The sequence below is a fragment of the Pseudomonas sp. P7779 genome (assembly GCF_013386315.1).
In the GTDB taxonomy this organism is placed as follows: domain Bacteria; phylum Pseudomonadota; class Gammaproteobacteria; order Pseudomonadales; family Pseudomonadaceae; genus Aquipseudomonas.
Map to the genome: position 1 here is coordinate 49,096 of NZ_JACARZ010000080.1, position 12,508 is coordinate 61,603.

The following is a 12,508-nucleotide window of genomic DNA, read 5'->3' on the forward strand; positions in this document are numbered from 1 at the left end:
TGATCGGCGCCGCGGTCAAAATGTGGGAGCGGGCTTGCTCGCGAAGGCGTCAGTGAAGACGCCGCCTATTTTAGAAGTAGTAGCCAATGTTCATATACAACTGATTCTCCCACTGGTTACTCCCCCCAGCTCCCAAGCTCTCGGTATAGCTGCTCCCACCAATATACGGATCGTTCTTGCCGATCAACCACTCCGTGGCCACCCACAGTTTACTCACCGAAAACGACGTGCCCAGGATCACCCGCTGCGAGGTCTTGAACTGATCCTCGGACTTGTCAAACGCGCTGTAGTTGGCATACAGCTTCACACCGCTGACCTGGTCAAACAGGTACTTGCCACCCACGTCGTAGCTCAAATCCGCCACATACAGATTGCCGCGGCTGGCCACGTTGAACGTGCCGTCATACCCGCCCAGGGTCACCACGCTGTCGGTGCCCGGGTTGCGCGGCGACATCTGCTGGCGTGCCGCCTGCAATTGCACGCCCCACGGGCCGTTCTTGCCCAGGTAGTGGATCGCCACCGCGTTGCGTCGGCCATCGTCATTGGTGTCCTTGTTCTCCAGGGTGGAGGTCAGGCCGGACAGCCCGACTTCCGATTTCCACCCGCCCAGGTCCATGGCCTTGGCTACCCGCACCACCACGGTGTTGCGTTCCTGGTTGTTGCTGCCGTCGCCCACGTAGCTGTCGGCCTCGGAGATCACGCTGGAGTAGGTCACGCCCTTGCTCGTGCCTTTGCCTTGCCACGCCGGGCGCAGGTAGTAACCGGCCTGGATGTTCCAGTCGCCGCTTTGCTGGATGTACTTGGCGCCCACCTGCTGCACATCTTCCAGGCCGATCACGTTGCCCAGGGTTTCGTAGAAGGTGCTGCCGAAGTACGGCTGCAAGCCAAACGGCACGGTGTTCAGGCCCACTTGCACCTGCTGGTCGGGGTTGAACTTGTAGCCCACCCAGGCGAACTTGGCGAACTGGATATCGCCGTAGTTCTTGGTGTACTGGTACGGGTAGGAGCGCCCGTAGAACCGGTACTGCGCTTCGCCGATCCAGGTGTCGGAGTTGTACTTGGCGCTGAGGTACGCGGTGTCGAGGCCGAACTTCTGGATGTCGCGATCCGGGTCGTAGTCCCAACGGGCGCGCACGGCGCCGCCGAGGTCGAGGTTGTCGGTGACTTGAATGGCCATGGCCGGTGCCGCAAGGGCGCCAAGCACAGGGACCAGAGCGATGTAACGGAAGGTTGGTCGCATGGTTTTACTCTCGTTATTAGTTATTTTTTGGCAACAGCAGCCCCTTGCCGCAACGAACGCTGCGACGCGGGGTAAAGGGTTGACTCAGTGCGCTTGCGGGCGAATCAGCCGCAACGGCGGGCCGGCGGCGGGCAGCTCCGAGGCGCCGGGGGCGGCGGCCAGCAAGGTCTGGGTGTAGGTGTTCTGGGGGTGCAGCAACACTTGCTCGGCAGTGCCGTACTCGACGACTTCGCCCTGGCGCATCACCGCGATGTAGTCGCTGATCTGCGCCGCCACCCGCAGGTCGTGGGTGATGAACAGGATGCTCAGGTTCAGGCGCTGCTGCAGTTCGGCCAGCAGTTCCAGCACCTGTTTCTGCACCGAGACATCCAGGGCTGACACGCTCTCATCGGCGATCAACACTTCCGGGCGCATCGCCAGGGCGCGGGCGATGCCGATGCGCTGGCGCTGGCCGCCGGAGAACTGCCGGGGCTTGCGCTTGAGGGCGTCGCGCTTGAGGCCCACCTGTTCCAGCAAATCTCCGGCTTCAGCCCACGCATCCTTGGCCGACAACCCGCGCAATTGCGCGGCGCGGGCGATGATGTCGCCCACCCGGTGCCGAGGATTGAGCGAGCCATACGGGTCCTGGAAAATCATCTGGATGCGCCGACGATTCGCCGCCAGCGCCGAGCCGCGCAGGGCCAGGAAGTCGGTGTCACCGACCCATACGTGGCCGCTGTCGCTGTCCACCAGGCGGATCGCGGCTTTCACCAACGTGCTTTTGCCCGAACCGGACTCGCCGACAATCGCCAGGGTCTTGCCCCGTGGCAGTTGCAGCGAGACATTGCGCAAGGCCGCCACCGAGCTGCCGCCGACGGTGTAGGTCTTGGTCAGGTGCTCGATGCGCAATGCCAGCTCGCCGTCGGCACTCGGCTTGTGCAGCTCCGGGTGCAGCGCCGGCACGGCCGCAATCAGCTTGCGGGTGTAGGCGTGGGCCGGGGCATTCAGCACCTGGTCGCGCTCGCCGATTTCCACCAGCCGGCCGCCTTCCATCACCGCGATACGGTCGGCAATCTGCGCCACCACGCCGAAGTCATGGGTGATAAACAGAATGCCGTGTTGCCCGCGGCCGCGCAGTTCGCGCACCAGCTTCAGCACCTGCGCCTGGGTGGTCACGTCCAGCGCCGTAGTGGGCTCGTCGGCGATCAGCAGGTCCGGGTTCATCGCCAGCGCCATGGCAATCACCACTCGCTGGCATTGCCCGCCAGACAGTTGATGGGGAAAGCTGTTGGCGATGCGTGGCGGGTCCGGCAGTTGCGTCGACTCCAGCAGCGCCAGCATGCGCTCGCGGCGTTCAGCGCCAGGCATCTGCGGTGCGTGAATATCGAAGATCTCTTCCACTTGCTTGCCAATGCGAATCGCCGGGTTCAGCGCCGCCATGGGCTCCTGGAAAATCATCGCGATACGGTTGCCCCGCAGCTGGCGCAAACGCTCCTCGTCGAGGGTGCAAATGTCATCGCCGAGGAAGTCGATCACGCCTTCGGTATGCCGCAAACCCTTGGCGTAGTCGCCCATGATCGCCGCCGACAGCACGGACTTGCCGGAGCCGGACTCGCCGATCACGCAGAGGATTTCGCCCTTGCGCACCTCCAGGCTGATGCCTTGCACCGCGTGGCTGCGGTCGGCGCCGGCGGGCAATTCGATGGACAGGTTCTGCACCCGCAGTACTTGCGTGTGGTTCATGCTCAACTCCTTGCGCCTTTCTGGGCGTGTTCATCCAGGCCGTCCGCCAACAGGCTCAGGCCCAGCATCAGGGTGGAGATGGCGATGCACGGGAAGATCACCAGGTGCGGGAAGGCGATGGCCATGGCGCGGCCGTCATTGATCATGCCGCCCCAGTCCGGTGTGGGCGGCGGCAGCCCGAGGCCCAGGAAGCCGAGGGCGCCGATCATGATCGCGGTGTAGCCGATGCGCAGGCAGAAATCGACAATCAGCGGCCCGCCGCAGTTGGGCAGGATTTCCACCAGCATGATCCGCAGCGAGCCTTCGCCCTGGGTGATGGCACTGAGCACGTAGTCTCGCGAGCGAATATCGATGGTCAGGGCGCGCATGATCCGGAAGATCGCCGGTGCGCTGGTGAAGGTCACCGCAATCAGGATATTCAGCGCCGAAGCACCGAGGGCGATGATGATCACGATGTACAACACCAGCACCGGGAACGACAGCACCGTGTCGGCCACATACGACAGCACGCTGTCGACCCAGCCGTTGAAGTAGCCGGCGCACAGGCCCATGGCGATGCCCACGGCAAACGCGGTGAGCGTGGCGAGGATCGACCAGAACAGCACGGTACGGGTGCCCCAGATCAGCCGCGAGAGAATGTCGCGGCCAATCATATCGGTGCCCAGCAGGAAGCTCTGGCCGTTGTCGCCGACGGTCATTGGCGTGAGCAAGGGCGTGAAGCTTTCCAGCGGATCATGGGGCGCGATCCACGGTGCGAACAGCGCGATCACCACCCAGCCGCCCACCAGCAGCAGGCCGAGCAATGCCAAGGGATGTTTGAACGAGTGCAGCAGGTTCATTGGGCACCTCCGCCGAGGCTGCGCAGGGTGATGCGCGGGTTGAGCCAGGTGTAGGCCAGGTCCGAGAAAATCTTGGTGATGCCCACCACCACGGCACTGACCATCGCGCAGGCTTCGATCAGGTACACGTCATGGTTCAGCGAGGCGGTGTACAGCAGCGAGCCGAAGCCCTTGTAGGCGAAGAACACCTCCACCACGATCACGTTCGACAGCAGCCACGGGATGTACAGCATGATCACCGTGACCGGCGCGATCAGCACATTGCGCAGGGCATGCCGCAGCACAATGCGTGAGGTCGATGCGCCCTTGAGTCGCGCCGTGCGGATGTACGGCGCCTGCATCACTTCCACCATCGAGGCCCGGGTGATGCGCGCCAGGTAACCGATGCCGAACAGGCACAGCACCATCAGTGGCAGCACCAATTGCACGACGCTGAAGCCCTCGCTCATGCTGCTCACACCGGGCAGCCAGTTAAGCCAGAACACAAAGATCGCGGAGACGAACACCGCGCTGGCGAAGTCGGGAATCGAGGTGGTGACGATCGACAGGAACGACACCAGGCGGTCTAGCGCCGAGCCCTGGCGAATCCCGGCCAGAATGCCGAGGGTCAACGCCACCGGCACCATCACCAGCAAGGCCAGGCCGGCCAGGGTCAGGGTTTGCGCAAGGTTCGGCAGCAGCAGCTTGATCACTGATTCGCGAAAGTACACCGAGGTGCCCCAGTCGCCGCTGACAAAGTCCTTGAGCCACACCAGGTAGCGCCACACAAAGGGTTGGTTATAGCCATGTTCCACCAGCCACGCGGCGCGCTGGTCGGCCGCGGAGTAGGGGCCGAGGACGTTGATCGCCACGTCTTCTATATTCAGTTCCAGGGCCAGGAACACGATCAATGACACCGACAGCAGGGTCGCCACCAGCGCCAATAACTTGCGCATCAGAAAATGAGCCATGGGTGCATGCTCCGACTGTTCAAGGGATGCCTGCCCGTGTGCGGGCAGGGAGGAGGGCGTGCGCTAAATCAAGCGCTCATCCACACACTGTCCATCGGGTAGAAGTCGGAAGGGTGCACCTGGAAGCCCTGGACCTTTTTGCTCACGGCGGTGAACTTGTCGCCCCAGAACGGCTGCACGATCACGCAGGCGTCCTGCAGGATGCGTTCGACATTTTCCATCGCCACGGCGCGCTGTTTCGGGTCGATGATGCCCATGGCCTTGTCCAGCGCGGCATCGAACGCCGGGTCGCTGTAATGGCTTTCGTTCCAGGCACCACCGCCACGGTAGGCCAGTTCCAGGGACATTACGCCCAGCGGGCGGTGGGCCCAGTAGGTCAGGCTGAAGGCGGCCTTGTCCCAGATCGGCCAGTACTGTGCAGCAGGGATCACTTTGAGGTTGATGCGGATCCCGGCTTCCAGGCAGTTCTGTTGCAGTATCTGCGCGCAGTCCTGTTCATAGCGGCCCTGGGTGTTGCCGACGATCAGGTCAATGTCGATGCCGTTGGGGAAGCCGGCTTCGGCCAGCAGCTTCTTGGCCGCCGCCACGTCGCGGTTGCGCTTGGGCAGCGGGAAATATTCGGGGTGGGAAGGCGCCACATGATGGTCTTCGCCGAGGGTGCCCATGCCGCGATAGGCGATCTTCAGCATTTGCGCATTATCGGCGCACAGCACCACCGCCTTGCGGATGCGCAGGTCGGTGAACGGCTTCTGGTCGCAGGCCATGCGCATCACCACGGTTTGCGCCGACTTGCAGGTCAGCAACTGGGCCCCGGGCAAGCGCTTGGCCAGGTCCAGTTCAGCCACCGTCACGCGGTACAGCACGTCGACTTGCCCGGCTTGCAGGGCGGCGAGGTGGGTGGACACGTCGGTGCCCATGTCGATGTAGCGCAACTCGTCAAGGTTGGCTGGTTTGCCCCAGTAATCGGCGCGCTTGGCGAAGGTCGCCTGCTTGTTCACGGCGAATGAAACCAGCTTGAACGGCCCGGTGCCCAGCGGGTTTTTCGCCCAGTCGTCACCGGCCTTGAAGCTGCGGTGCACGATGGCGCAGGTGAAGGCGTTGAGCATCTCCGGGATCGCCAGGATCGGCCGCTTGAGCACCAGGCGGAACTGGAACTCGCTGACTTTTTCGAAGGCCTTGATGTCCTGGAACGCGGTGCGGTTCACCGACTTGGAATCGGCGGCGATCCAGCGTTCGATATTGTGCTGCACGTCGTCGACGTTGAAGGTGTCGCCGTTGCTCCACTTCACGTTCTGGCGCAGGTTGAAGGTCCACGTGGCGAGGTCTTCCGACGGGCTCCAGCTCTCGGCGAGGTAAGGGTGGGTGATGTTGTCGGCGTCGACCCAGGTCAGGTATTCCACCGAGTTGCGCAGCAGGTTCGAGGCTTCGATCCAGGTGATCAGCATCGGGTCCTGGATTTCCTGGATCGCGCAGGCAAACCGCAGGCTGCCGCCCTGGCGTGGCTCGGCGGCCTGGGCGTCATTGCCCAGCAGTGCGGAACCGAGAAAGGTGCTGGCACTGGCGACGGTGATGCCCAGCAGCGCGGCTGTGCGCAGGAATTGGCGACGGTTGATTTCGCCGCTTTGCACTTGGGCACACAGATCATTTACGGCTGGATGCGGCGCGGCGCCGTCCAGGGTAGTCAACTCTTTCATAAGCCTCTCCGGTACTTGCGAATATGCGTTTTTTTGTTGAACCGCAAGGGTCAATGGCAAGCGCCGCGAAGGCGTGACCGTGACCGCTGTGAAGCCGGCAGAAGAACAAGGCGCAACGAAGTCGGGAGGGTGGCAATCGGACAGGACATAGGGCAGCTCTCATGTTGTTTTTATTAGAGATGCCCGCAGTTTTGTCATTTGCGCAAAGATCGACAAACGACAAATTCTGCGTTGGAACGTTCTATAAACGCATGTTACATGTCGCTCCCCACCGACCGATCGTTCCCACGCTCTGCGTGGGAATGCCGCCCCGGACGTTCCGCGTCCCCTCTGCGAAACGGTGACGCAGAGCGTCACGGGATGCATTCCCACGCAGAGCGTGGGAACGATCAGTACCTCAACAAGCGCGGGTCGAACGGGTAGTCGGAGAGCAACTCGATGCCGTGTTCGTGGATGTAGATCTGCTCTTCGAGCTTGACCCCTTCGCCGCCGTCGTCGTGGCCGATGTAGCTTTCCACGCAGATGGTCATGCCGGCTTCGAACACGCCGTCGTAGCCCAGGGCATCAATGTCTTCGCGGTGCACCACGTAGGGGTATTCACCGGTCATGCCAACCCCGTGCACCAGGGCGAAGTAACGGTTGTTTTTGTAATGCTCGGGAATCTTCCAGGCCAGTTCCGCGTACTCCTTGAAACTGCGCCCGGCCTTGAGCATTTCCATGTTGGTCTGCACTTGCTCGTAGGCCAGTTTGTACAGCTCCTGCTGCTTGGCGGTGGCGGCTTGTTCCCCGCACAGGAAGGTCCGCGAGAAGTCGGCGTAGTAGCCGAAACGCCCGACCACGTCAGTGTCCAGCGCTACCAGGTCGCCGGCTTCGATGGGCCGGGTGCTGCACTCCTGGAACCACGGGTTGGTGCGTGGGCCGGAGGACAGCAGGCGGGTCTCGACGTAATCACCGTCGGTGGCGATCACGTGCTGGTGCAGGTGCGACCACAGCTCGTTCTCGCTGATGCCGGGGGTGAGTTTGCTTTCCATCAGGCGCACCCCGGCTTCAGTGGCACGCAGGCTGGCGCGGATCATCTTGAGTTCGTTCGGCACCTTGATGCAGCGCGCACGTTCCAGCGGTTCCTGGGCATCAAATATCTGATAGCCGAGCTTTTGCAGTTCGAAGGCCGCAGCGGAGGTGGCGCTTTCAATGGCGATGCGTTTGCCGCCGCCGCATTTGCGCACCAGCTCATCGATTTCCGCGGCCCAGTCGGCGGTGACATTGCCCAGGAAACTTTCGCAGAAGTAATAGGAGATGGCTTTGGCCGGGCGCACTTCATCGACGGTGTTGAGGGTTTCGGCCAGGTGCAGGCAGCCGCCGAACTCGAACACCACCACCGGGCCTTCTGCCGGGATAAACGCATAGCGGGCCGGGTTGCGCGCCGAGTACACCTGCATGTTGCGTGAGCCGGTGGCGTAGCGCATGTGGGTAGGGTCGAACAGTACGCAGGCGGCGTAGTCGCGTTTTTTCAGCTCGTTGCGTACCCGTTGCAGACGGTCCAACTGGATCTGCTGGATCTCGTCATGGGTAGGTTCGCAGTCAGCGGGGTTGCGGTTGGGGCCGGACAGACTCATAGGGTGTTCCTCGCAGGGCAAATACGGTTTCAAGGTTTTTTAGGTATGAATCAGTCGAGCAACTGGTCGCTGCGGACCAGGTTGCGTTCGGCTTGCAGATGGGCTTCGGACAGGCGTCCGTAAAGCTGCTTGGTGCGCTGGGCACGGCCAATGATTCCGGGCTTTTCGGAGTAGGCGAAGATCGCCGTGTTGCGCTCGGTGGCGCCTTCCACGCGGGTCACCCGGTGCACCGAAAAACGCCCTTTGAATATCTGCAAATCGCCGGGATTCAGCTCCAGTTCCTGCACCCGCGAACGGTCCTCGCCACGCACCACCTTGCCGACAGCGCCGAGGTTCTCCTGGGTGCGCGAGCGAATCATCGGCGCGTACTCGAACAGGCCGCCGGCCTCGGGCTTCTGGGTCATCATGCTGACGATGAATTCGTTGGTATCGAAGTGCCAGGGCTGCTCGGTGCCGTCCGGCATCACGTTGATCACCAGCCCGGCGAACGGGTCGGCGTACTCGAAGATTTCCGGCTCATTCAGGCAGGCACCGATAAAGCGTTTCATCATCGGCGACACGTACAGCCGGTGGATGATCGCGTCCGGGGCGATCATGTCGCGGGTCACAAAGCCGCTGGTGCGCTCCATGAACGTGCGGCGCGGGTCATCGTGGGGCAGGGAGGTGTCGTCCTCGGTGAAGTAGGCGTTGACCTTGCGCACCGAATAAAACGTCTTGCCCGACAGCGCCAAACCTTCCAGGCGCGCCTGCTCAAGCGCCGCGGGGCGCAGGAAGTTCTTCAGCAGGCAGCAACCGTCTTCGGCCAGTTCGGCCCGGGCGTGTTCGATCAGGGCCTGTAATTGAACATGGCCCGAATCATGTATGGGATACAGCTCGGTATTAATAATGTCGCTGATATCGCCCACTTCAGCGTCAGCAAGTTGAAGGCTCATGCAAGACTCCCGGAACTATCAGTTGGTGTTTTTTGGCTGACCCGATAGTTGCTGAACGAGGTGCAAAGTGGAAATTACAAGTTGTGATCGAATCCATCGGCGAGGGCGATAGTTATGTCGGGCGAACTGGATGGCACCCTGCTTAAAGTGTTTGTGGCAATTATCGAGTGCCAGGGGTTTTCGGCGGCCGCCGAGCGCCTGCACAAGACCCAATCCACCGTCAGCCAGAGCCTGCAACGCCTGGAAGACATCGTCGGCACGCCACTGATCCGCCGTACCAGCCGCTCGGTGGGCCTGACCCCCGGTGGCGAAACCTTTTTGATCTACGCCCGGCAGATCCTCAAGCTGCACAGCGAGGCCGTCAGCGCCGCGCAATTGCCCAATCAACAGGTGTGTATCCACCTCGGCATGCCCGAGGACTACGCCGAGTACTGCCTGGGCGGGATGCTCAAGGACTTCCAGGCGCAGTTCTCCCAGGTACGGCCCGATGTGTGCTGCGAGATGTCGACGGCCCTGGTGGGGCGCCTGCAACGGGGCGAGCTGGACCTGGTGCTGGGGGTGGAACACGCAGGTTTGCACAGCGGGGAATACCTGTGCGACGAGCCGTTGGTGTGGGTCGCGGCGCCCAGCTGGAGTTGCGTGGGGCGTCAGTCGGTGCCGTTGGCGGTGTACGCCGAGGGCTGCGCGTTCCGTGCGAACGCCGTGCAGGCGCTGGCCCAGTCCGGGCGCTCGTGGCAGGTGGTTTACACCAGCCAAAGCCCGCGCGGCATTGCGATTGCGATCGAGCAGGGCTTGTCGGTGGGCGTGATGGCGCGGCGCCTGGTGCCACCCGACTGGCAGATTCTGGACGAGCGCCAGGGCTTCCCGCCGATTGCCCCGGCGCGCCTGATGTTCTGGCGTTCAGCCGGTTGCCAGGTGCCGGAAGTGGATGCCCTGGTGGAGATTCTGCGCCGGCAACTGGGCCACTCAGGGCATCTGGGCGGCCAGCGCTTCACGGGTGTGTCGCTGGGCCATGCGCTTGAGCAATAACAGGCTGGCCAACACCCAGGCCGCGATCCAGCCGTGCACCACCGCAAATTCGGCAGTGACTTGCAGCAGCCAGCCGCACAAGGCATTGCCGGTGGCACTCGCCAGGCCGTAGCTGACCATGCTCAGGCTCACCACTTGCAGGCTGTGCACCGGGCTGAGCCGGGCACCGACGTAGGCGGCCATCAAGCCCCAACACGGGAAATAGAACAGCGCGAACAGCCCGGCCGCCAGCCAGCTCAGTACCAGGCTCGGGTGCCCGAGCAAGCCGAGCATGCTCAGACCAAACGCGCCGATACTCAGGGCCATCACCCGCAACGCCCCCCAACGATCTGCCAGCGTGCCGAGCAGCAAGCCGCCGATCACACCGCCGATCCCGATCAGCGTCCACATCGAGCCGGTGACGGAAGCGCTGGCCTGTAGCTGCTCGCTGACGAACGCCGACAGGAAATTCAGAAACGGCCCGCTGATGGCGCCGATAAACGCGCTGAGCAAGACGATCTGCATTGCCACTGGTTGTGCCATGCACAACTTCAGCCATTGGCGCAGCACTTGATTCAGCGCCGGCGCCATGGTCTCGCGTGGTGCCGGTTGCTTGATCGGGGCCAGTGCCCACAGGGTCAACAGCGTGACAACCAGCGTCAACCCGGCGCAGATCAGCCAGAACTGGCGCAACGACAACCCCTGCAACAGCGCGATCAACAGCCCGTTCAAGCACAGCGCAAAGGCTGAGCCCGAGGACGCCAGCCCGAGCACCCGGCTGCGATGTGTAGTCGGGATCACCTCTTGAGCGAGGGCCGAAATCGCGTTCCAGTTCGACACCGCGCACGCCGACACCAGTGCCAGGCACAGGGCAAACGGCAGCACCCACGGCGTGGCGACGGCCAGGGCCAGCAGGGCGGGGCTGAGGACGATGGTCAGGCGCACCATATTGCGCGGGCTGATCCACGCCGCCGCCAGGCCGCTGGCAATCGAGGCGCCCATGTAGAACAGCTGCAACAGCGCGGCGATCAATGCGGCCTGGCTGTAACTGAGCTCAAAGGCCAGGCGGATCTGCGGCAACAGCGCCGAATACAGGAACACACTGAAACCGTGGGTGGTGGCGTTGCAGGCGGTAAACACCAGTGCCAGCAAGCCAATACTTCGCCGGGATGAAACGGGTGCGTTGGACATGGCGATGACTCGATAAGTTAATCGCGAAAGAGAGGGGCGAAGTTACAGGAAGTACATCGGCAGACTAGCGTTTATAGCCTGGCGACGACCAATGCTTAATTGTCTTAGTGTGCATGCGTTATACGCAGGCTATTTATTCGTGAGCGACGGTCTGTAGCGATAAACGACACTTTCAGCGGTTGCGACGATTAATTGTTTGTCAGGCTGGGGTGCTACCGCTGACCCAATACAAAAAGGTATGTTGTGCAGGTTATTTCCCCTGTGCTCCCGAGTGTCGTCCATGAAACGCAAAATGCCCGGTCTCAACGCCCTCAAAGCTTTCGAAGTCGCCGGCAGTACCGGCAGTTTTACCCGGGCCGCCGAGCTGTTGAACGTCACGCAGAGTGCGGTCAGCCGCCAGGTGCGCCAGCTTGAAGAACAGTTGGGCGAGGCCCTGCTGGAGCGTCGTCACCATCACCTGGAATTGACCAGTGCCGGGCGGGTGTTGCTGCGGGCGTTGCACCAGTCGTTCGACAAGATCGAGTTGACGGTGCGCAGTATCCAGCAGAAGTCCCATGCCAATCGGTTGCACATCAATGCGCCGCCGACGTTTACCAATCGTTGGTTGATGCCGCGGTTGGGGCGCTTGCGCGAGCAGCATCCGGAGTTGGAGCTGAGCATTACCACGCGGTTGCAGGACAGCCTGGCGGAGACCAGTACGCTGGATTGTGCGATTCGGTTTGGCGATGGGGAATGGGATGGGTTGGACAGTTCGCTGTTGATTCAGGAGCGGCATATCGCGGTGTGTGCGCCGTCGTTGTATGCCCGGGAGTGGAGTGACGGGATTGATCTGAATCGCATGACGTTGCTGCATGTGCTGGCGCGGGAGGATCAGCGGTATCTGACGTGGAAGCATTGGCTGGATGCGGCGCGGATCAGTGGGGTTGATATCGAGGGGGGGTATGAGTTTGACCTGCTGGATTTGGCGATTCGGGCGGCGATCGATGGGTTGGGGATTACCATTGCGGATTGGCATATGGTCGCTTCGGAGTTGGCCAGTGGGCAGTTGACGCAGGTGCTGAATGTGCATGTGGAGGGGCATCAGTCGTATTGGCTGGTGACCCGGCCGGAGCAGACGGATACGCCGCAGTTGCAGGTGTTTGCGCAGTGGCTGCAGGAGGAGATTTGGTTGGCTCAGCGGCAGTTGGAGCCTTCTTTGGCGGCTGTTTGATTCGGTGTACATATCCGTTATTTAGGTAACGGCGACTTATGGTTCCGCTCTTACAGCGGGTCACTTTTGGCAAACGCCCCAAAAGTAACCAAAAGGTCTTTGCCCC

Annotated in this window: 10 protein-coding genes; 2 read left to right on the plus strand and 8 right to left on the minus strand. The window is 62.1% G+C overall.

Features of this window, described 5'->3' with window-relative positions:
- Positions 1-70: 70 nt before the first annotated feature.
- The 7 genes from HX869_RS23080 to HX869_RS23110 all read right to left on the minus strand — a co-directional run bounded on the left by HX869_RS23080 (position 71) and on the right by HX869_RS23110 (position 8,993).
- On the minus strand, positions 71-1,240 hold the full coding sequence (locus HX869_RS23080) for a hypothetical protein (RefSeq protein ID WP_003218578.1): 1,170 nt from the start codon (positions 1,238-1,240) through the stop codon (positions 71-73).
- An 84-nt stretch (positions 1,241-1,324) separates the two neighbouring features.
- Entirely contained in the window at positions 1,325-2,962 is a 1,638-nt protein-coding gene (locus HX869_RS23085; RefSeq protein WP_178903693.1) for an ABC transporter ATP-binding protein, read from the minus strand.
- Positions 2,963-2,964: 2 nt separating this feature from the next.
- Entirely contained in the window at positions 2,965-3,801 is an 837-nt protein-coding gene (locus HX869_RS23090) for an ABC transporter permease (RefSeq protein WP_003218574.1), read from the minus strand.
- Positions 3,798-4,751 (minus strand): ABC transporter permease, encoded by a 954-nt coding sequence (locus tag HX869_RS23095; RefSeq protein ID WP_003218572.1) that lies wholly within the window; start codon positions 4,749-4,751, stop codon positions 3,798-3,800. Before HX869_RS23095 ends, HX869_RS23090 begins: the two co-directional genes overlap by 4 nt.
- A 68-nt stretch (positions 4,752-4,819) precedes the next feature.
- Positions 4,820-6,445, minus strand: a complete 1,626-nt coding sequence (locus HX869_RS23100; RefSeq protein ID WP_134326765.1) for an ABC transporter substrate-binding protein — start codon at positions 6,443-6,445, stop codon at positions 4,820-4,822.
- A 389-nt stretch (positions 6,446-6,834) separates the two neighbouring features.
- A complete protein-coding gene (locus tag HX869_RS23105; RefSeq protein ID WP_003218567.1) occupies positions 6,835-8,061 on the minus strand; it encodes a Xaa-Pro peptidase family protein in 1,227 nt (408 codons plus the stop codon).
- A 50-nt stretch (positions 8,062-8,111) separates the two neighbouring features.
- Complete coding sequence (locus HX869_RS23110; RefSeq protein ID WP_008432881.1) at positions 8,112-8,993, minus strand: hypothetical protein; 882 nt, start codon at positions 8,991-8,993, stop codon at positions 8,112-8,114.
- Between the two features lie 114 nt (positions 8,994-9,107).
- Between HX869_RS23110 and HX869_RS23115 the strand changes: the two genes are divergently transcribed.
- Positions 9,108-10,022, plus strand: coding sequence for a LysR family transcriptional regulator (locus HX869_RS23115; RefSeq protein WP_102369227.1), 915 nt, complete (start codon positions 9,108-9,110; stop codon positions 10,020-10,022).
- Here HX869_RS23115 and HX869_RS23120 read toward each other — a convergent pair.
- On the minus strand, positions 9,960-11,192 hold the full coding sequence (locus tag HX869_RS23120; RefSeq protein WP_178903694.1) for an MFS transporter: 1,233 nt from the start codon (positions 11,190-11,192) through the stop codon (positions 9,960-9,962). The two genes, HX869_RS23115 and HX869_RS23120, sit on opposite strands and share 63 nt — an antisense overlap.
- Before the next feature lie 280 nt (positions 11,193-11,472).
- Here HX869_RS23120 and HX869_RS23125 point away from each other — a divergent pair, with 280 nt between their 5' ends.
- Positions 11,473-12,402: a LysR substrate-binding domain-containing protein gene (locus tag HX869_RS23125; RefSeq protein WP_032899060.1), complete on the plus strand. Its 930-nt coding sequence runs from the start codon at positions 11,473-11,475 to the stop codon at positions 12,400-12,402.
- The last annotated feature ends 106 nt before the right edge of the window (positions 12,403-12,508 follow it).